Origin of the sequence: Streptomyces sp. V4I23 (assembly GCF_030817975.1) — a bacterium.
Classification (GTDB): domain Bacteria; phylum Actinomycetota; class Actinomycetes; order Streptomycetales; family Streptomycetaceae; genus Streptomyces.
The window spans coordinates 188,279-210,475 of sequence record NZ_JAUSZW010000001.1; the positions used below are offsets into that span (position 1 = coordinate 188,279).

General features: G+C 69.3%; 5 protein-coding genes and 5 pseudogenes. 4 read left to right on the top strand and 6 right to left on the bottom strand.

The window, feature by feature from the left end; genetic code table 11:
* Positions 1–2: 2 nt before the first annotated feature.
* Positions 3–11,483 (top strand): annotated as a pseudogene (locus tag QFZ82_RS00785) (SDR family NAD(P)-dependent oxidoreductase); the annotation flags it as partial.
* Positions 11,484–12,318: 835 nt separating this feature from the next.
* Here the strand turns inward: QFZ82_RS00785 and QFZ82_RS00790 are convergent.
* A pseudogene (locus QFZ82_RS00790) lies at positions 12,319–12,721 on the bottom strand (transposase); the annotation flags it as partial.
* A gap of 272 nt (positions 12,722–12,993) precedes the next feature.
* Between QFZ82_RS00790 and QFZ82_RS00795 the strand changes: the two are divergent.
* The 3 genes and pseudogenes from QFZ82_RS00795 to QFZ82_RS00805 all read left to right on the top strand — a co-directional run.
* Positions 12,994–13,686 (top strand): annotated as a pseudogene (locus QFZ82_RS00795) (IS5 family transposase); the annotation flags it as partial.
* Positions 13,687–14,222: 536 nt separating this feature from the next.
* Positions 14,223–16,004, top strand: coding sequence for a reverse transcriptase/maturase family protein (locus QFZ82_RS00800; protein WP_307711302.1), 1,782 nt, complete (start codon positions 14,223–14,225; stop codon positions 16,002–16,004).
* Positions 16,005–16,114: 110 nt separating this feature from the next.
* Positions 16,115–16,288, top strand: a pseudogene (locus tag QFZ82_RS00805) (IS5/IS1182 family transposase); the annotation flags it as partial.
* An 873-nt stretch (positions 16,289–17,161) separates the two neighbouring features.
* Here QFZ82_RS00805 and QFZ82_RS00810 read toward each other — a convergent pair.
* From QFZ82_RS00810 to QFZ82_RS00830, 5 genes and pseudogenes are all read right to left on the bottom strand, one after another.
* Complete coding sequence (locus QFZ82_RS00810) at positions 17,162–18,439, bottom strand: IS701 family transposase (RefSeq protein WP_307711272.1); 1,278 nt, start codon at positions 18,437–18,439, stop codon at positions 17,162–17,164.
* Positions 18,440–18,601: 162 nt separating this feature from the next.
* A complete protein-coding gene (locus QFZ82_RS00815) occupies positions 18,602–19,591 on the bottom strand; it encodes a zinc-dependent alcohol dehydrogenase family protein (protein ID WP_307711303.1) in 990 nt (329 codons plus the stop codon).
* The gene (locus QFZ82_RS00820; protein ID WP_307711304.1) at positions 19,588–20,460 is read right to left on the bottom strand and encodes a carbohydrate ABC transporter permease; all 873 of its coding nucleotides are present in this window, start codon (positions 20,458–20,460) and stop codon (positions 19,588–19,590) included. Before QFZ82_RS00820 ends, QFZ82_RS00815 begins: the two co-directional genes overlap by 4 nt.
* On the bottom strand, positions 20,457–21,467 hold the full coding sequence (locus QFZ82_RS00825; RefSeq protein WP_307711305.1) for a carbohydrate ABC transporter permease: 1,011 nt from the start codon (positions 21,465–21,467) through the stop codon (positions 20,457–20,459). Before QFZ82_RS00825 ends, QFZ82_RS00820 begins: the two co-directional genes overlap by 4 nt.
* Positions 21,464–22,188 (bottom strand): annotated as a pseudogene (locus QFZ82_RS00830) (extracellular solute-binding protein); the annotation flags it as partial. The pseudogene QFZ82_RS00830 and the gene QFZ82_RS00825, both read right to left, overlap by 4 nt.
* Positions 22,189–22,197: the final 9 nt, after the last annotated feature.

Consider the following 22,197-nt stretch of genomic DNA (forward strand, 5'->3'; position numbering starts at 1 on the left):
ACATGAACAACGAGCAGAAACTTCGCGACTACCTCAAGCGGGCAACGGTCGACCTGCGGGAGAGCCGTCAGCGTGTGCAGGATCTGGAGGAGCGCGCACACGAGCCGATCGCGATCGTGGGCATGGCATGCCGACTCCCGGGCGGTATCGCCTCCCCGGATGACCTGTGGGAGCTGCTGAGCGCCGAACGTGACGCGGTCGGTCCCTTCCCGGAGGGCCGCGGCTGGGACCTGGAAAACCTGTACCACCCAGACCCCGACCACCTCGGGACCTCGTACACCCGCGAAGGCGGCTTTCTGTACGAGGCGGACCGGTTTGACGCCGAGTTCTTCGGCATCAGTCCTCGCGAGGCGGCGGCGATGGATCCCCAGCAGCGGTTGCTGCTGGAGACGGGTTGGGAGGCTTTCGAGCACGCGGGAATCGCCCCGACCACGCTGAGGGGCACCCGTACCGGGGTGTACATGGGGGTCATGTACGACGACTACGGCTCCCGGATCCCCAATGCGCCCGAGGGCTTCGAGGGCTACCTGCTGACCGGAAGCGCGGGCAGCGTCGCGTCGGGTCGTCTGGCCTACACCTTCGGGTTGGAGGGACCGGCGGTGACGGTCGATACCGCGTGTTCGTCCTCGCTCGTCGCGCTTCATCTTGCCGCTCAGTCGCTGCGTCAGGGTGAGTGTTCGATGGCGCTCGCCGGTGGTGTGACGGTGATGGCGACACCCGGCACGTACGTGGAGTTTTCTCGGCAGCGTGGGTTGTCGCCGGATGGGCGGTGCAAGGCCTTCTCGTCGTCGGCGGACGGCACGGGTTGGGCCGAGGGCGTGGGCGTGTTGGTGTTGGAGCGGCTGTCGGACGCGGAGCGCCGTGGGCATCGGGTGCTGGCGGCGATGCGTGGTTCCGCGGTGAATCAGGACGGTGCGAGCAGCCAGCTGACTGCGCCGAACGGGCCTTCGCAGGAGCGGGTCATACGGGCCGCCCTGGCCAGCGCGCGGCTGACGGCGTCCGAGGTGGATGTCGTGGAGGCGCACGGTACGGGTACGCGGCTGGGTGATCCGATCGAGGCGCAGGCGCTGATGTCTGCTTACGGCCAGGCCCGTGGGGACGACAACCCGTTGTGGTTGGGTTCTGTCAAGTCGAATATTGGTCACACGCAGGCCGCGGCGGGTGTCGCGGGCGTGATCAAGATGGTTATGGCGATGCGCAAGGGGGTCATGCCCTCGACTTTGCACGTGGACGAGCCCACCCCCGAGGTCGATTGGTCGGCGGGCACGGTGAAACTGCTGACGCAGGCTCAGCAGTGGCCGGAGCTCGATCGTCCGCGTCGGACGGGTGTGTCGTCCTTCGGAATCAGCGGGACCAACGCTCACGTGATCCTCGAAGAGGCGCCGCGCGACCGTGATGTCGATCCGGTGACAGCACCGGATGCTGCTGTACAGCAGTCGGAGTCGGGCTCACCGACGCTGCCGGCACCGTGGTTGCTTTCGGCCAAGTCGGAGACCGCACTACGGGCACAGGCGAGCCGGCTGCTGGCCTGGCTCGCCGACCACCCCGAGGTGGATGACGCTGATGTCGCTGCCTTCCTGACCACCGCGCGCGCTCAGCTGGGTCGGCGCGGCGCGGTGCTCGGCGCCGACCGGGCCGGTCTGCTCGCAGGCCTCACGGCTCTGGCCGCGGGTTCGGCATCCCCGCATGTTGTCTCAGGTGTCGCCACCACCGGCGAGACGGCCTTCCTGTTCACCGGTCAGGGCGCGCAACGTGTCGGAATGGGCGCAGGGTTGGCTGCCGCGTTCCCCGTGTTCTCCGCTGCCCTCGACGAGGTGTGCGCGGAATTCGATGCCCTGCTAGAGGTATCGCTGCGCAAGGTCATGTTCGGCGAGACCGGTGGTGCCGGGAACAGCGTCGGCGACACCGAGCGCATGGCCCTGCTTGACCGGACGGAATTCACGCAGCCTGCGCTGTTCGCCTTCGAGGTGGCGCTGTATCGCCTTTTGGAGTCGTTCGGCGTGACCCCGGATGTGGTGGTCGGGCATTCGATCGGCGAGCTGGCCGCGGCCTATGTGGCCGAGGTGTGGTCGCTGGCCGACGCGTGTCGGCTCGTTGCCGCCCGTGGTCGATTGATGGGCGCGCTGCCGACCGATGGAGCGATGCTCGCCGCCGCAGTGTCGGAGGAGCGGGCTCTGGAACTGCTCGCGGCTGGGACGGTCTCGTTGGCGGCCGTGAACGCGCCTGCGGCGATGGTGTTCTCGGGCGAGACGGCGGCGATCGTCGCACTGGAGGACCGGCTGGCGGACGAGGGCGTGAAGACGACCCGGCTGACGGTCAGTCACGCCTTCCATTCGGCGTTGATGGAGCCGATGCTTGCCGAGTACGAGCAGGTCGCCGGATCGGTGACGTACCGGACGCCACGCATTGATGTGTGCTCCACGGTGTCCGGTGCGCCGGCCGGTCCCGACCTGCTGACGCCGCAGTACTGGGTGCGGCAGGTGCGCGAGGCCGTGCGGTTCGCCCCGGCCGTGCAGTCACTCGTCGACTCCGGCGTGCGCCGGTTCGTCGAGGTGGGTCCGGACGCGGTGCTGGCGGCGCTGACCCGCCACACACTGATCGACGAGGTGGCGTCCCGCTCACTGGTCGCGGCGGCGTCACGGCGCGGCGTCGACGAGGTCGACCAGTTCCTGCGGTTGCTCGCCGCCGCCCATTGCTCGGGCGTCACCGTCGACTGGGCGCCGCTGTCACCAGGAAGGCCGGTCACCCACCTCGACCTGCCTGTCTACGCCTTCCAGCATCGCCGCTACTGGGTGCAGCCCGACGACGATGCGCTCGGTGACATGGGCCGTGCCGGCCTGTCCGCGCTCGATCATCCGATGCTGCGCGTCGCCGCGCCGCTCGCCGGTCGCGACGAATGGCTGTTCAGCGGCAGGCTTTCCACCACCGACCAGCCGTGGATCGCCGACCACACGGCCTTCGGAGCGGTGCTTCTGCCCGGCACCGGGTTCTTGGATCTCGCGTTAGCCGCGGGCAGCCGCCTGGAACTGCCCGTCGTGGACGAACTCGTCCTGGAGACGCCGCTGCTGTTCGACGGTGCCGCTGCCGTGGACGTGCAGGTCTCGGTGACCGAGCCCGACCACACCGGCCGTCGACGCCTGTCGATCCACTCGCGCGCCGTCACCGGCACCGCGCCGTCCCACCCGGGCGAGCCGGACTGGACGCTGCACGCCACCGGCACCCTCGCCCCCGCCGACGGCGTGACGCCGGCCTGGACCGACCCCGACTGGCCGCCGGCCGACGGCACGCCGATCGACGGAACGCGTCTGTACGACCGGCTCGCCGACCTGGGATTCGGCTACGGCCCGAGCTTCCAGGGCGTGCGCGCCGCCTGGACCAGTGGTGACGACGTGTTCGCCGAGGTGACCCTGGACGAGACGACAGCGAACCGGGCGGCGGGCTTCGGGGTCCATCCGGCGCTGCTGGACGCGACCTTCCACGCCGCCATCGATGTGCTCGCCGACGACCTCCCCGACGGCAGGCTGCCGCTTCCGTTCTCCTTCGGCGGCGTCCGTGTGTTCCGGCGCGGCGCCACCGCGGTCCGCGCCCGCATCATCCGTTCGGGTTCCGAGAAGGTGCGCATCGACGCCTGCGACGCCACCGGCGCCGCGGTACTGTCGATCGACGCCGTGCTCGCCCGCCCCGCGGACGCGAGCGCTCTCGCCGGTGCCCGCAGCCCGCTCTACGCGATCGACTGGCCGCCGGTGACGGCGCCTGCGGTGTCCGACCGGCAACTGGTCGCACTGGGGCGGCCCGTCGCAGGCTGCGCGAAGACGTTCGAGGATGTCGCGGCGTTCGCGGCAGGCGGGGGCCACACAGGCGCGGCTGTCGTCTGGTCGCCCGAAACGGCGCCGGCGGACGGCGACGACGTCCCCGCGACCATCCGCACCGCTGTGCACAAGGCCCTCGCGGTGCTGCGCGACTGGCTCGCCGAACCGGGCTGCGCCGACTCGACGCTGATCGTGCTGACCCGCAACGGAGCGGGTCTGCCCGGTGAGACGCCGGACCCCGCGGCAGCGGCCGTCCGCGGCCTGGTGCGCAGCGCGCAATCGGAACATCCCGGGCGCATCGTGAACGTCGACCTCGACGACAACGACCCCGCGGACCTGCACCAGCGGATCGCCGCCGCAGTCGCCACGGACGAACCACAGCTCGCGATCCGCGACGGCGCCACGGTGGCACCGCGGCTGATCCGTGCCACCACCGTCGAACCGACCGGCGAGCCCTTCGGTGACGGCACGGTCCTGATCACCGGCGGCGCGGGCGGACTGGGCGCCGTCACCGCACGCCACCTGGTCACCCGGCACGGGGTGCGCAGACTGCTGCTCGTCTCGCGCCGCGGCTCCGCCGCGCCGGGTGTCGCGGAGCTGGTCACCGAACTGACCTCGCTGGGCGCCGACGTACGCGTCACCGCCTGCGATGTCAGCGATCGCGCCGAAGTCGCGGCGCTGCTGGAATCCGTAGCTGCGCACGAACCGGTGACCGCTGTCGTGCACACCTCGGGCGTGGTCGACGACGGCACCATCGAAACCCTGACCGCCGAGCAGGTGGACCGGGTGCTCGCCCCGAAGGTCGATGCCGCCTGGCATCTGCACGAGCTCACCCGCGACATGGACCTGTCGGCGTTCGTGCTGTTCTCCTCCGCCGGGCCGCTGCTCGGCGGGCAGGGCCAAGGCAACTACGCGGCCGCGAACGCGGCGATGGACGCGCTCGCCCAGGTGCGCCGCAGCGCCGGTCTGCCCGCGCACTCGCTGGCCTGGGGGCTGTGGAAGCGCGGCATGGCCGAGGCATTGAACGACCCCAGTGCCGAACATCTGACACGTCAGATCCGCACGCGTCTCGGTCTGTCCCCGATCGAGCCGGACACCGGCATGCAGATGTTCGACGATGCGTTGACCACCGGCGAACCGATGCTGATGACCGCGCTGCTCGACACACCCGCCCTCACCGCGCTGGGCCGGCTCGGCACGCTGCCCGCGGTGCTGCGCGGCCTGATCCACGTACCGTCGCGCGGCCAGATCGCCGACAGCCCGTTGCGCCAGCGGTTGCTCGACGCCCCCGCCGATCGGTGGGAAGCGCTGATCCGCGACGAGGTCCGCGCGATCGCCGCCGCGGTCCTCGGCCACGAGTCGGCCGACGCCATCGACCCCGAAACACCGTTCACGGAACTGGGCTTCGACTCGCTCGGCGGAGTCGAGTTCCGCAACAAGGTGACCGCCGCCACCGGTGTTCAGCTTCCGTCCACGCTGGTGTTCGACTATCCGACCACCGCCGCCGTCGCGGGCTTCCTGCGTACCAGGGTCGACGGTTCGGCGCCGACGCGGTCGCACCCCGCCTCGACCAGGGCCAAGGCCAGGGCCGACGAGCCGATCGCGATCGTCGGCATGAGCTGCCGGTATCCCGGCGGCGTCGAGAATCCCGACCAGCTCTGGGAACTGATCGCCGGGCGCGTCGACGCGATCACCCCGATCCCGGGCGACCGCGGCTGGGACGTCGACCACCTGTACGACACCGACCCCGGCAAACCCGGCAAGATCTACACCCGAGAAGGCGGATTCCTGCATGCCGCGGGTGATTTCGATGCCGCCTTCTTCGGGATCGGCCCCCGTGAGGCAGCGGCGATGGACCCGCAGCAGCGGCTGCTGCTCGAGGCGTCCTGGGAAGCGCTCGAAGACGCCGGCATCGATCCGACCTCACTGCGGGGCACCGACACGGGGGTGTACGCGGGCGTCATGTACCAGGACTACGGCTACACGGCGCGCGAGGCCGCCGACGGTGCCGCGGAAGGCTATCTGGCGACCGGATCGGGCGGCAGCGTCGTCTCCGGCCGGGTGTCCTACGCCCTCGGTCTGGAAGGACCCGCGGTGACGGTGGACACGGCATGTTCGTCGTCGCTGGTGGCCCTGCATCTGGCGGTGCAGGCACTGCGCGCCGGGGAGACGTCGCTGGTCCTGGCCAGCGGGGTGACGGTCATGTCGACTCCGATGCTGTTCCAGGAGTTCTCCCGGCAGCGGGCGCTGTCACCGGATGGGCGCTGCAAGGCGTTCTCGAGTGCCGCGGACGGTGTCTCGTGGGCCGAGGGCGTCGGCGTGCTCGCCCTCGAGCGGTTGTCCGACGCGCAGCGTAATGGGCGCCCGGTGCTGGCCGTGATCCGCGGTAGCGCAATCAATCAGGACGGTGCGAGCAACGGCTTGACCGCACCGAATGGTCCATCCCAGGAGCGGGTGATCGCGCAGGCACTGGTCAACGCAGGGGTGGCCGCGGCCGAGGTGGACGCGGTGGAGGCGCACGGCACCGGCACCACGCTGGGCGACCCGATCGAGGCGCAGGCGCTGATCAACGCCTACGGACAGGATCGTGCCGAGCCGCTGCGGATCGGGTCGTTGAAGTCGAACATTGGGCATGCGCAGGCGGCTGCCGGTGTCGGCGGTGTGATCAAGATGGTGCAGGCGCTGCGGCACGAGGTGTTGCCGCCCACCTTGCATGTTGACGCGCCGTCGCCGCACGTGGAGTGGTCGGCGGGCGAGGTACGGATCCTGACCGAGGCCGAGCCGTGGCCGGTCGGGGAGCGTCCGCGCCGGGCGGGAGTGTCGTCGTTCGGGATCAGCGGGACCAACGCGCACGTGATCCTCGAAGAGGCGCCCGCGGTCCCGCCGCGGCCGGTCGATCTACCGCGCCCGGCGGCCTTGCCGTTGCTGCTGTCCGCGCGGACGACTGCCGCGCTGCGGACCCAAGCGCGCCGTATGCACGACGCGCTGCGCGAACGTCCGTCGCTCGACCTGACCGACGTCGCGGTGACGCTGGCGCTGCACCGCGCGCGGCTCGAGCAGCGCGCCGCCGTCGTGGGCTCGGACCGGGAGACGCTGCTGGCGGCCTTGGCGCGCCTGGCAGCCGACGAGCCAGGACCGGGCATCGCCAACGGCGCTAGTCAGACAGGCACGACAGCGTTCCTGTTCACCGGTCAGGGCGCGCAGCGGATCGGGATGGGCGCTGGACTGTACCGGGCGTTCCCGGCTTTCGCCGCCGCGCTCGACGAGGTGTGCGCGGAATTCGTTGCACACCTGGAGCATTCGCTGCGGGATGTGATGTTCGGCGCGCAGCGCACCGGCATCGGGCAGGAAGCGAGTGAGCTCGACGTGCTGGCCGCTGCGAGCGGCGCGACTGCCGAGACTCTGCTGGACCGCACCGAGTACGCCCAGCCCGCGTTGTTCGCGTTCGAGGTGGCGATGTATCGCCTTGTCGAGTCGTTGGGCGTGACGCCGGATGTGGTGGCCGGGCATTCGATCGGCGAGCTGGCCGCGGCGTATGTGGCCGGTGTGTGGTCGTTGTCTGATGCGTGCAGACTCGTTGCGGCCCGGGGTCGATTGATGGGGGCGCTGCCGACAGGTGGGAGCATGCTGGCCGCCGCGGTGCCGGAGGGGCGGGCCCTGGAGCTGCTGGCGGCGGCTAGTGCCGATCCGGCAGCCGCCGCGGTCTCGCTGGCCGCTGTGAACGCTCCCGATGCGGTGGTCTTCTCCGGAAACACCGAGGCGGTATCGGCGCTCGAGTCGAGGTTGGTGGCCGAGGGCGTCAAGACCAGCAGGCTGCGGGTGAGCCACGCGTTCCACTCCGCCTTGATGGATCCGATGCTGACTGACTTCGCGGAGATCGCCGCGGGCCTGACGTATCACGAGCCACGAATACCTTTGTGCTCCACGGTTTCCGGCGCATTCGCCGGCGATTCGGTGGGTACGCCCGAGTATTGGGTACGGCAGGTGCGCGAGGCCGTGCGCTTCGCCCCGGCGGTGCAGTCACTGCTCGATTCGGGTGTGCGCCTGTTCGTTGAGCTGGGCCCGGACGCGGTGCTGACGACCATGAGCCGCGCCACTCTGGCGACAGACCTCGCAGCGCGCACATCGGTGGTCGCGGGATCCCGTCGCACAGTCGCCGAACCCGAGCAGCTGGTCGCCGCGCTGGCCACCGCGCACTGCGCGGGCCAGCCGGTACGGTGGGCGGCCTACTTCGGAGCTCGACCGCAGCCACGGATCACATTGCCTACCTATCCCTTCCAGCACGAACGATTCTGGCTCCTGCCCGCGGAGGCCGCCGCGCCGCTCGCCGGTGCCGACTCCGCCGACCATCCGCTGCTGCACACCCAGGTGCAGCTCGCCGGCAAGGACGAGTGGCTGTTCACCGGCAGGCTCTCGCTGCGCACGCACCCATGGCTCGCCGACTACGCCGTCTTCGGCGCGGTCTTGATGCCAGGTACCGGATTCGTGGAACTGGCTCTGGCCGCCGGCGCCCGGCTTGGTGTGCCGCGCCTGGCGGAACTGGTGCTTGCGGAGCCGCTGGTTCTCCCGGCCGACGGTGCCGCGGACATTCAGCTCGCCGTGGGCGAACCCGACGCCGACGGGCACCGGACCGTGGCCATCCACGCCCGCGCCGCCGACGCCTGGGTGCAGCATGCCCGTGGCCTGCTCATGCCCGCCGCGCCGACCGCGGCGCCGGGCTGGCCCCAGGTGTGGCCTCCGGTTGCGGGCGATCCGGTCGACGGGCAGCAGGTGTACCGCGTGCTCGGCGACCTCGGCTTCGGGTACGGCCCGGTGTTCCAGGGTGTGCGCGCCGCGTGGTCGCGTGGGGAGGAAGTCTTCGCCGACCTGGCGCTCGACACCGACACCGCGGCGCGCGCCACCGCCTTCGGACTGCATCCGGCACTACTGGACGCGGTGTTCCACGCGACTGTCGGCCAGCTCGCCGCGGGCGGGACCGACGGCCGGGTGACGCTGCCTTTCGCCTTCGACGGTGTCCAGCTGGCACAGTCCGGCGTGGGTGCCCTGCGTGCCCGCATCGCCCGCGTCGCACCGGACACCTTCTGTGTGGAGGCGGTCGACGCGACCGGTGCCCTCGTGCTGAGCGTGGAGTCGGTGCGGTCCCGCCCGATCGAGCGGAGGGCGCTGGCCGGGCTGCGCGGCGCGGCACCGTTGTTCGACCTCGAGTGGGTCGCCGTGCCTGCCGCCTCCAAGGCGGACACCGGGCGCATCGTCGTGCTCGGCGACCCGGCGGCCGTCGAGGCCCCTGAGCCCCCGACATGCTGTGCCGATCTCGCGGAACTCGCCGTGCTGCAGGATGTTCCCGACACGGTGGTCTGGTCGGCGCCCCGCGGAACCGGTGCCGGCGCGACGGACATACACGCCGGCGTGCTGACGACGCTCGCAGTGTTGCAGGACTGGATGGCCGCCGAACACCCCGGCCGGCTCGCGATCGTGACGCACACGGCCGCCGGACTGCCCGGCGAGGAACCCGATCTGGTCGGAGCCGCCGTGGCGGGCCTGGTGCGCAGCGCACAGTCCGAGCACCCGGGCCGGTTCCTGCTCATCGACCACGACGGCGACGCCCTGCCGATCAAGTCGCTCGCCGACGCCCTGGCCCAGGACGAACCGCACCTGGCGGTTCGCGAGGGTCGGCTCCTGGCACCGCGATTGCAGCAGCTGCCCACCACCGAACCGGGCGTACCACCGTTCGATCACGGCACGGTGCTCATCACCGGCGGCACCGGCGGCATCGGCGCGATCGTCGCCCGGCATCTGGTCGCAGCGCACGGCGCACGACGGCTGCTGCTGGCATCGCGGCGCGGTGCCGCCGCGGACGGCTCCGCCGAACTGGTCGCCGAGCTGACCGACCTCGGCGCCCACGTCCGGGTCGTGGCGTGCGACGTCACCGAACGCACCGCGGTCCAGGCCCTGCTGGCCGACATCGACACCGACGCCCCGCTGACCGCCGTCATCCATGCGGCGGGCGTCCTGGACGACGGCACGCTCGACACCCTCACCGCCGCGCAGACGACACGGGTGCTGGCACCGAAGGCCGATGCGGCACTGCACCTGCACGAGCTGACCCGCGATATGGATCTGTCGGCGTTCGTGCTGTTCTCGTCCGCGGCACCGTTGCTCGGCGGACAAGGGCAGGGCAACTACGCCGCCGCGAACAGCGTCCTGGACGCGCTGGCACGCGTGCGGCGCAGCGGGGGCCTGCCCGCGCACTCACTGGCCTGGGGACTGTGGACCGTCGGCATGGCAGGGATACTCGGCGGGGACGGCGCCGAGCAGTACGCCCGCCAGATCCGGGCCAGGCTGGGCCTGATCCCGATCGACCCGGAGTCCGGGATGGCGCTGTTCGACAACGCGCTCGCGACCGACAGGGCGACACCGACGACGGCCCTGCTGGACACGGCGGCGCTCACCGACCTGGCGCGCGGCGGCACACTGCCCGCGGTACTGCGCGGCATGATCCGGGTTCCCCCGGCCGCGGCGAAGCCCGGTGTCAGCCTGGCGTGGCAGCTGGCCGCACTGCCCGACGCCGACCGCGACGGTGTGATCCTGTGCGAGGTGCGCAACGTCGCCTCGGCGGTCCTCGGCCACCTGTCCGGCGACGCGATCGACCCGGACGCGCCGTTCACCGAGCTCGGTTTTGACTCCCTCGGTGCCGTCGAATTCCGCAACCGGCTCGCACAGCTGACCGGGCTGACGCTGCCGTCGACGCTGATCTTCGACCACCCGACCGCCGCCGACGTGGCGAAACTGGTGCGATCGCTGATCGAGGAATCCGACACCGGCGTGGTCGAGCAGGCACCGGCCGGCGTGCGCGGCACGATCACCGACCTGGTGTCGGCGGCGCATCGCCGCGGTGAGCTGGAAGGGGCGATGCCCCTGCTGACCGCGAGCTCGGCTCTGATGACCGCGTACTCCGTCGGTGAGGCCGCCGAACACCGCCCGGATGTGCAGCTCCTGGCGCGCGGCGCCGCGGCACCAGCACTGGTCTGCATCCCCTCGTTCCTGGCGGGATCGGGCCCGCACCAGTTCGCCCGCCTGGCCCGCGAACTGGGCGGCGAGCGGCAGGTCAGTGCGTTGCGGCTGCCCGGCATGCGCGCAGGCGACGACCTGCCGGCGACATGGGCGACGGCGATCGAGAGCCTCGCCGCGGCCGTCGCGTCGGAACTCGAGCGAGGCCCGGTGGCGCTCATCGGCTATTCGGCCGGTGGTGCGCTCGCCCATGCGATCGCCCGGCGGATCGAAGACGACGGCGGCGAGCTCGCGGGCGTCGCGATGATCGACACCTACTCCCCGGAAGAGCACGAACTCAACCGCCTCGTGCTCACCGACGCGCTGGGACAGATCCTGTCCCGGGGCAACGCACTGACCCCCGTCGACGACCACGGCCTGGTCTCCATGGGCGGCTACGTGCGGATATACCCCGAGCGCGAGGCCAAGCCGATCGCCGCGCCGACGCTGAATCTGCGGGCCACCGTGATGCTGAGCAGCTTCGGGGACGTCGCCCCCGTCCCCGACTGGCAACACCGTGGACCGGCCGAGTACATCGAGGCAGATCACTTTTCGATCATCGAGGAACGGGCGGCAGAGACCGCCGCGCACCTCCGGCGCTGGCTCGATTCACTCAGCGGCCATTGATCTCCGAACCGTCAGGTTCGAGGAATGAGGACACATGACAGCCCTGGACAAGCCGGCCGCCCGCGCGGCGTGCTCGGGCGCCTGCGCCGAGCATTCGACGACGTTCACGCGGTCCGCCGCTACTTGGGGCACGTCCCCGTGTCGACGGTCAGGTAATTCCCTACGATCTGCATGATCGGCATCAGTCAATACCCCACCCCTGTGGTCACGACTCCCCAGCGGGACGCTGACCGTCGATCATGCCGCTGGCCACGCTCACCGGATGGCAAGAAGAACATTCGCCGTGGTCGACGTCGTCGAGATCTACGTGTATGGGTACGCGGGGCCGGCTCAAGAGCCAGGTGTCCGTCGCTGGGGGTGAACCGCAAGCCGATCAGGAAGTAGCTGGCGCCGGCGGAGGCGGCCGGGATCACTCCGGGAGGGTCGCCGATGAGCGAGGTGGACTGGGCGAAGCTACTCAAGAGCTGGTTCCCGGAGTTGGCCAGCCGAAGGCTGAACCAGGTGCGGTGGGCAGAGATCAAGCCGCACCGGGACTACGTCAAGAGCCTGTTGGAGACCACGTCGGTCACCACGATCTACCAACGGCTTCGGTCGACTACGGCTTCCTGGGGCAGTGGATCAACCCGGCGACCGGGAAACGGCACCGGATCTGGGCGTTCGTGATGGTGCTGCCCGCCCCGCGGCACATGGTTGTCTGCCTGGTGGCACACATGGACCAGCACGCCTGGACCGAAGCGCACGCGAAAGCGTTCCGCTTCTCCAGCGGTGTCCCGCGGCGTCTGGTGCCGGACAACCTGAGGACCGGGGTGGACAAGCTGGACCTCTACGACCCGCAGATCAAGTGGATCTTTGAGCCTTTCTTGCCCCGGTAGGATTCGGACCTGTCAGCTCCCCCCTTTCATCGCACGCATGTTCACCGAATCGATCGCGCACCGGCTCCAGTCCAGCTCACCGCGCCTGCCCAGCTCGTCGAGGACCAGACGGTGGAGCCTGGCCCAGACTCGGGCCTTGGTCCACTCGGTGAACCGCCGGTGGGCTGTGGGCCCCAAAGGCCCGAACGAGGGGGGCAACTGCCGCCACGTACAGCCCGACGTCGCTACGAAGATGATCGCAGCCAGGACCTCTCGGTCTCCGTACCGTCGTCGGCCACCGCCCTGCGGCCGAGACGGAGCCGGCGGCACCACCCGCTCGAACAGCTCCCACAACTCATCTGGCACGAGACGCTCAACGATCCCCACGACGCCAGACTATCGAACAACCCATATGAGACGACGTCTTAGAGGTCGTTTTCATCTGTAGTGCGGTGGTATCTCCGCAATTACACCCGCTGAGGTGTTGGTGCGGGTGAAGCTGGCAGGTTGGCCGTGCTTGCCGAGGCGGATGGTGTGACATCTGGGGCGGGAGTCGGCTTGCGCCTGTCTCATTCCGGGACGCCCGGATCGGGTCTGTGCTTCAGTGAGGCAGGACTCACGCCTGGGCGCACGCCCCCGACCGGCGGTACGTCCAGGTCATGACCGATCGTCGTGCGTATCCGAGTGATCTGTCCGATGCCCGCTGGGAGTTGATCGAGCCGGTGCTGTCCGCGTGGCGCTACGAGCGTCGCGGCCGGGCCCTGGGTTTCGGCCGGCCGCCCGAGCATGATCTGCGCGAGATCATGAACGCGATCCTGTACGTGGACCGCACCGGGGTGCAGTGGCGCTACCTGCCGCATGATTTCCCGAACTGGAACACGGTCTACGGCTATTTTGCCAAGTGGCAGTCCGATGGCATCTTTGCCCAGCTCAACGGCCTGCTGCGTGAGTTGGTGCGACAGCAGGAGGGCCGGAACGCGAAGCCGTCGGCGTGCGTGATCGACGCACAGAGCGTCAAGACCTCCACCAGTGTCCCCGCCGCGAGTCAGGGCACGGACAACGCCAAGAAGATCGTCGGCCGGAAGCGGAGCATCGTGACCGACACGCTCGGCCTGTTCCTCGCAGTGCTGGTCACTGCGGCCGGCGTGCAGGACTCGGTGGCCGGCACCCAGCTGCTCGACCAGGTCGCCGCCGACCATCCCGGCCTCCGCAAGGTGTGGGTCGACGGCGGCTACCGCAAGCACTTCGTCGAGCACGCCGCCACCCTCGGCATCGACATGGAAATCTCCGCCCGCACCCCCGGGACCAGGGGGTTCACCCCGATACCGAAACGGTGGGCGGTCGAGCGGACCTAGTGCGCCACGAGGCGCTCTGTTTGTATCCCCGGCTCAGCCGGGAGGAACTCGGAAGGAGGTTCCTGGGCCCGATGACTTACCTGGATCCGAAAGGCGAAGGGGACAAAAGCATGTCAGAAAACCAGTGACCGGGCTCAGTTGTCGGAGACGGTGTGCTGGGTGGCCCGCGCGATATGGCGAAGACTGGATTGTTTGAAGCCCAATCTCCAGAAGATGCAAGTTCCCATCCGCCGGAAAGACATCTGAAACCGGTGCCGTGCTCTGCTCTGGCTTCGATTGTGTGGCCGGAGCAACTTCCGGAGCACGGAGCGATGTTCAGCGAGGACATTCAAGGAGATGAGTGGGACGCCTGTGTCGCGCTAGAACGTACAGACAGAGACGAACGTGGGATCGCCTACGGGACGCGAGTCCTATGGCGACGGAGGCCCCGTAGTAGTCGCCGGAGTCACGCCCGGCCAGGGAGGACGGGAAAGCCGTTCACAGGGCGAAGGGGGCCAGGTGATTCGGACACTCGAATCCGGGAGGTATGCGGAATGCAAAGCGCCAAAACGGTGCTGGGTGTCCTGCGTGAACGCGGCAGGCGCGGCCTGCCGTGCAATGAACTGTATAGGCAACTGTTCAACCCGCAGTTGTATCTGCTGGCCTACGGGCGCATTTACGCCAACCACGGCGCGATGACGCCCGGGGTCACGTCGGAAACCGTGGACGGTATGTCACAGCGGAAGATCGGCCGGATCATTGAAGCGATGCGTCACGAGCGTTACCGCTTCAAGCCGGTCCGACGCATCCATATCCCGAAGAAGAACGGGAAGACGCGCCCGCTGGGGCTGCCGACCTGGTCGGACAAGCTCGTTGGAGAAGTGGTCCGCCTGTTATTAGAGGCGTACTACGAGCCAACGTTCTCCGACCGCTCACATGGATTTCGTCCCCGCCGAGGCTGCCACACCGCGTTGCGGGAGGTGGACCACACCTGGACCGGGACATCCTGGTTCATCGAAGGGGACATCGCCGACTGCTTCGGCAGCCTGGACCACCAGGTCCTGCTGTCGATCCTCGGCGAAAAGATCCATGACCAGCGGTTTCTACGGCTGGTGCGCAACATGCTGACAGCCGGATACCTGGAGGACTGGAGATGGGGCACCACGCTCTCCGGAGCGCCGCAAGGCGGAGTGGCCTCCCCAATCCTGTCCAACATCTACCTGCACAAGTTGGATGAGTTTGTAGAAACGGTTCTGATTCCGGAGTACACCCGAGGAGACCGCCGGGCCCGAAACCCGGCTTACCTGGAGTTGCAGAATCTGCTGGCGAAAGCCCGCCGGCGCGGCGATCGGGCCCAGGCCCGTGCGTTGCGTCAGCGGATGGTCAGCCTGCCGAGCGCGGATCCCAATGATCCGGCATATCGCAGGCTGCGCTACATACGCTACGCGGACGATCACCTCCTCGGTTTCACCGGACCGAAAGCCGAGGCCGAGCAGATCAAACAACGCCTGGCCCAGTTCCTGCGTGACAAACTCAAGCTGGAACTGTCCCAGGAAAAGACGCTGATCACCCATGCCCGCACCCGGGCAGCTAGGTTTCTCGGCTATGAGATCACGACCCAGCACAACGACACGAAGAAAACCGGCCGTTACCGTCGGGTCAACGGTCAGATAGCACTCCGTGTTCCACGGGACGTGATCAAAGCCAAGTGCGCCCCCTATATCGCCCGCGGGAAACCCGCGAAGAAGACGGCCCTGACCAACAGCAGCGATCACGCGATCGTGGCGACCTTCGGGACCATCTACCGGGGCGTCGTCCAGTACTACCTGCTCGCCGGAGACGTCTTCCGGCTGCACCGGCTGCAATGGGTCATGGAGACCTCCATGCTCAAAACTCTCGCAGCCAAGCACCGTTCGTCAGTGTCGAAGATGGCCGCCAAGCACAAGACCAGAATCGACACCCCCAACGGGCCCCGAGTGTGCTTCGAGGCCCGTATCGAGCGGAAGAACAGGAAACCACTGGTGGCACGGTTCGGCGGGATTCCCCTCCAACGGCAGCGGGCGGCAGAACTCGCCGATCGCGAGCCGGTACGGGTGGACTATCCGCAGAAGGAACTCATCGCGAGACTCCTCGCGGACACCTGCGAGATCTGCGGAAGCAAGGGCAACGTGCAAGTGCACCACGTCCGCGCTCTCGCCGACCTCGCACATTCCGGATGGCAGCCTTCCGACTGGGCGCGCGTCATGCTCCACCGGCGACGCAAAACCGTCGTGGCCTGCGACACCTGCCACGACCGTATCCACTCAGAACGGCCAGCCAGACCACTCACGCAGTAGTCACTGGAGAGCCGGATGACCGGGAAACCGTCATGTCCGGTTCGGCGGGAGGCCGCGCGGAACAGGACTCGCCCCCACGGCAAGCACCTCGCCGCGCGGCCGACCCAACCGGTTGGCTGATGCTGCACCGCCGCCTGGCCCGCGACTACGAAACCCTCCCGGCCCGCTCCGAAGCGATGATCCACCTCGCCATGACCGACCTCATGACCCGCCGCCTCACCGGCGAGAACACCATCTCCTGGCACGACCCGACAACTACCAATGAATCACCTGGACCGGGATAAAACACCGGGAGAAAACGACCTCTCAGGAGCGGCGGCTGAGCGGCTGAGCAAGGAGACGGCGTTCGATGAGCTGGAGGCCGAATTCGACCGGGCGCGAGAGGACGAGGAGACGGTAGCCGCCGCAGTGAAGGAGAAGATGCGTCAGGCCCGGGAGCGGGGGCAGGCGCGGATCGACCGGACGCGAGTGGTGGTGGCGATAGGCGTGGCCGCGGAGACAATGACCGGGTGCGGACAGCGGCTGGGTCCGGGAGCGGACCGGGGGAAAGAGTTACGGCGACTGGCGCGGGAGACCACCGCCGAAGAGGCGGATGCGGCGGATGCGGCGGATGCGGCGGATGCGGCGGGCGCGAATGTTCAGGCGAGCACGGTAGAGGGGCGGGGCGGGAGCAGCACAGGGCGGCACAGGTGCCGGCCGGACCGGCGGGGAGCGACACGGCGGTGGTGGCGTCAATCTGGCGGAGTGCCCCGGCAGCCGGCCGCCCCGGCCCGGGCGGGAGGCGTCCAGTGAAACGGCCAGAGTCGACGTCCTTGGGATAGACGATGACGCGGGCCTCGCCGGCGACAACGGCACGTTCGAGGTGACCTCGGGCCGCACAGATAACCGGCGAGCGGGCCGACGCGCTGGAAGTACTCGGGACCGTGCGGGACACCTTCGACGCACAGTTCACGAAGAACCCGGCAACGGCCCATACGGTGTCCGCAACCAGCACACATCCCCTCCCCCGCCACGGTGTGATCCCTCGAGCCGGGAGGAGGCGGTATTTGTCGGAGTCGTAGCCTAGTAGGACTCCGTTAGGTGTGTTTGGGCTGGCTGTCTGGTGCGGTGTGTGGGCAGGGGGCGGTGGCAGGTGGTGCAGGTGCCGGTCCAGCAGTTCAGCAGGTCTTGGAGGGCGTCGAGGGTCTGGTAGAGGGACAGGCCGGCGTGTCGGCTTTTGGGGCCAGTCGCTGCTCGGTGAGGAAGGCGTGGGCGGCGGTGACCAGGGTGGCGTGGTGGTGCCAGCCGTTCCAGGAACGGCCTTCGAAGTGGTCCAGGCCCAGGCCGTGCTTGAGTTCGCGGTAGTCGTGCTCGATCCGCCAGCGGATCTTGGCCAGCCGTACCAGGAGGCGCAGAGTGGTGTGGGCGGGCAGGCTGGTCAGCCAGTAGTCGGTGGGCTCTGGCTGGTGGGGCGGCCATTCGGCCAGGAGGGTCTCGGCCGGCAGGGTGCCGTCCCAGGCGTCGCGTCCGCCGGCCTGATCGCGTGCCGCTTTGCAGGCCGCGACGCCGGCCGGCCGGACTTCCATGACGATGAAGCGGCCGGTCATCGCGCCGCGGCTGCCCTCCCGCCAGGTGCACCGCCGCAGCGACCTGCGTCCCGCTGCCATGACAAGATCCTTCACCGAGCGGGCCGCCTCCCGGTAGCGCGGCAGGCGGGGTGCGCCCATCCGCCCCGCCCGCTGCGGCGTGCTGGGCACGGCCTCGGCCGGATGGACGCTGGTGTCCCCGCGCACCGCGGTGATGTAGTCCAGACCGCGATCGCGCAATCCTGCCCGGAAGGGATGGATCTGGCCGTATCCGGCGTCCGCCACCACCACAGGTGGGGCCAGGCCCCACCGGGCCAGCTCGTCCAGGACATCCAGCGCCAACCGCCATTTCTCCTGGTGCCGCACCTCGTCCGGCACCCCGGTGACCCGGCGACGCTGGGTGTCGTCGTCCCACTCCTTCGGCAGGAACAGCCGCCACTGCAACGGCACCGAGGCGGTGTCGCTGACCGCGTGCACACTCACCGCGACCTGGCAGTTGGCCTGCTTGCCCAGCGCGCCGCAGTACTGACGGGCAACCGCGACCGACATCCGGCCGTCCTTGGGAAAGGACACATCGTCCACCACGAAGGCGTCCGGGCTGATCAGCGGCACCATCCGCGCGGCGATCCGCTGCTGCACCGGCATCGGATCCCACGGCGACTGATTCACGAACTGCTGCAGATTCTGCTCGCTGCCGTCCGGCAGCCGCTCGGCCATCGGCTGGATCGACTTACGCCGCCCGTCCAGCATCAGCCCGCGCAGGTAGCAGTCGCCCTTCGCCCGCTGATCCCGCCGCGGCACCGACGCGAACACATCCGCTACGAACTCGGCTAACTCCGCCCGCAGGCCCTCCACTTGCCGCATGTCCATACACCCACCGTGCCCTCAACCGCACACAACAGGCAAACACACCTAACGGAGTCCTACTAGGTCGGCGAACGACCGTCGGGGTCGGTGGCTTGGTCGGCCGCGTAACCTGCGGACGCGTCACCCCGACCCCGGCGACGTCGCACCGCCGGGGCGGGACACGGCTTACGGCTCCACCACGATCTTGCGGCCGCGGCCCGCCCGGAACTGCTCCATGGCCTGCGCGTACCGTTCCAGCGGCAGCCGGTCGCTGATGAACACCGACGCGTCGAGCACGCCGGTCGCGAAGAGTGCGGCAGCCCGCTCGTAGCTGTGCAGCACGGCCATCGAGCCGGTGATGGTGATCTCCTGGTTGTAGATGCGGTACGGCTCGATCACCGCCGTCGTCGCGTAGTCGGCGACGCCGAACTGGAGGAAGGTGCCGCCCTTGGCGACGCGGCCGAGGCCGTCCTGGATGGCCTTGGCGTTGCCGGTGGCGTCGATGACGACGTCCCAGCCGCCGGGGCGCTCGATTTCGTCGGCACAGGCCGCCGTGCGCGAGCAGCCGAGGAGACCGGCGGTGGCCAGCCGGTCGGGGTTGACGTCGACGACGTCGACACCGGCCGCGCCGGTGCGCTTGGCGAGCTCCAGCATCATCAGGCCCATCGTTCCCGAGCCGTAGATCAGGACCTCGGCGCCGAGCGTGTTGCTGAGCACGTCGTAGCCGCGCACGGCGCAGGACAGGGGCTCGATGAGCGCCGCGTCCCTGACGTCGACGTGGCCGGGCAGTTTCACGCAGTTGGCGACCGGTGCCACCGCGTACTCGGCGGCGCCGCCGGGGACGGTGACACCGATGGCCGCCCAGCGGTCGCAGAGATTGCCGCGCCCGCTGCGGCAGTAGCGGCACTCGTGGCAGTGGAGCGACGGGTCGACCGCGACCAGGTCCCCGACGGCCAGTTCGGTGACGTCCTTGCCGATGCCGACGACCTCGCCGGCGAACTCGTGGCCGGGCACGATCGGCAGGGTGGGCGCGAACTCGCCCTGGAGGATGTGCAGATCGGTGCCGCACAGTCCGCACGACGCCACGGAGACGACGACGTCGCGGGGGCCCGGAGTCGGGTCGGGCACGGTCGTGACGGTGACCTTGCCGGGTGCTTCGACGATCGCTGCCCTCACTTGACGGCTCCAAGAGACAGGCCCTGGACGAGTTTGTCCTGGGCGGCGTAGCCGGCGGTGAGCACCGGCAGGGACACGACGACGGACGCGGCGCACAGCTGGGCGAGGAAGAGGCCCTGGCTGGTGACGAATCCGGTCAGGTACACGGGAGCGGTCTGGGCGACGACGCCGGTGAGCACCCGGGCGAACAGCAGCTCGTTCCAGCTGAAGATGAAGCAGATGAGGGCGGTCGCGGCGATGCCCGGCCCCGCCACGGGCGCGACGACCCGGGCGAGCACGGTGGGCAGCCGGGCGCCGTCGACCTGGGCGGCCTCGATGATCGACACCGGTACGTCGGCGAGGAAGGACTGCATCATCCAGACCGCGATCGGCAGGTTCATCGAGGTGTAGAGGACGACCAGGAGCCAGACGTTGTCCAGCATCCCGGTGTTCTTCGCGAACAGGTAGACCGGGAGCAGTCCGGCGACCACCGGCAGCATCTTGGTGGACAGGAAGAAGAACATCACGTCCGTCCACTTGCGGACCGGCCGGATGGAGAGCGGGTACGCGGCCGGAAGGGCGAGCACCAGCACGAGGACGGTCGAGAGGACGGACGCCGAGAGGGAGTTGATCAGCAGGGGCCAGGGCGTGGGGCCGCCCGCGCCGCCGAAGAACGACCGGTAGCCGTCGAGGGTGAGCGTGGCGGCGACCGAGGGCGGGTTGGTGGCGGCGTCGGCCTCCGAGTGGAAGGAGGTGAGCAGCATCCACAGGGCGGGCAGGCAGAACCCGATGCCGGCGGCCCAGGCCAGCAGGCCGAGGGCGGCGGAGCGGCGCCGGGCCTTGCGGGCGGCGGGCGGCAGGGGGTGCGGTGGGAGTGCGGCAGTGGTCATGCGCGGGTCGCCTCCTCACGGAAGAGGGACGAGACCGCCCGGAGCGCGAAGGTCGCGATGACGATGGTGCCGATCACGACGACGACTCCCGCGGCGGACGCCAGTCCGTATTCGTGGGCCTGGTAGAAGGTCTGGTAGATCGTGTATGGGAGGTTGGCGGTGCCGAGGCCGCCCGAGGTGAGGGTGAAAACGGCGTCGAAGTTCTGCACGATGTACACCGAGCCGAGCAGAATGCCCAGTTCGAGATAGCGGCGCAGGTGCGGCAGGGTCAGGTAGCGGAACATCTGCCAGGAGTTCGCGCCGTCGAGCCGGGCGGCCTCCATCATCTCCGCGGGCCTGCTCTGCAGTCCGGCGAGCAGGATCAGCATCATGAACGGTGTCCACTGCCACACCAAGGCCGCTTCCACAGCGAGCAGAGGCATCTCGGAGATCCAGTCGGGCTGCGCCGGTGCGTCGATGCCGACGAGTCCGGCGGCCCAGTTGAGGGCACCGTTGAACAGCCCGTACTCGGGGTTGTAGAGGGCGTGCTTCCACAGCAGGGCCGCCGAGACGGGCACCAGCAGGAACGGGGTGATGAGCAGGGTGCGCACGATGCCGCGGCCGAGGAAGGTGCGGTCGAGCAGCAGGGCGAGGAGCAGTCCGAGGACGACGCTCGCGATGACGACACTCGCGGTCAGCAGCACGGTGGTCAGGACCGAGTCGCGCATCGAGTCGTCCCTGAACGCGGAGGCGTAGTTGCTCAGTCCTGTGAAGGCGCGTTCGTCGGGGGCAAGGGAGTTCCAGTCGAAGAGGGAGATCACCAGTGTGGCCACGAAGGGCAGCTGGGTGACCGTTATCAGGAACACGAGGGCGGGCAGGAGTGGAGCCCTGGTGGCCCAGGCACGGATCCGGTCACTGCGGCCGGCCGTGCGCTGCGTGGAGGACGGGGGCTCGGGTGCCGTGCCGGGCGCGGTCTGCGGCCGCTGTCCGGCGGGCGTGGGGGACAGTGTGCTCAGCGATGTACTCACCGGTACTCCTCGGCGACCTTCTCGGCCAGGGCCTGCGACTTCTTCAGGGCTGCCTCGACGGACTGGCGGCCGGCGACGGCCGAGCTGATCTCCTGGGACACCTTGGTGCCGAGGTCGGTGAACTCGGGGATGCCGACGAACTGGATGCCGGGCGCGGGGCGGGGCTGGGTGCCGGGGTTCTTCGGGTCGGCCTCGGCGATGGCTCGCTTGGTGACGTCGGCGAACGCGTCCGCCGCCTTGAGGTATTCGGGGCGGGAGTAGGTGGAGGTCCGCTTGCCGGCGGGCACGTTGGCCCAGCCGATCTGCTTGCCGACCAGCTCCTCGTACTCCTTGCTCGATGCCCAGGAGATGAACTTCCAGGCGTTGTCGGCCTTTGTGGACGCCTTCTGCATGCCCCAGGCCCAGGTGTAGAGCCAGCCGGAGCTGTCCGTCTTCTCGACCGGCGCGGGCACATATCCGATCTTCCCCTTGACCGGGGAACCGGAGGCCTCCAGAGAGCCGGCGCCTGCGGTGGCGTCGTACCACATGGCGGTCTTGCCCTGGGTCATGTTGTTGAGGCACTCGGCGTAGCCGGACTGGGCCGCGCCCGCCTCGCCGTGCTCCCGGAGGAGGTCGACGTAGAACTTGGCGGCCTTGGTGAACTCGGGCGAGTCGAGCCGTGCTTCCCAGTCCTCGGTGAACCAGGTGCCCCCATGGTGTTGACGACAGTGGTGAGGGGAGCTGTCGCGCG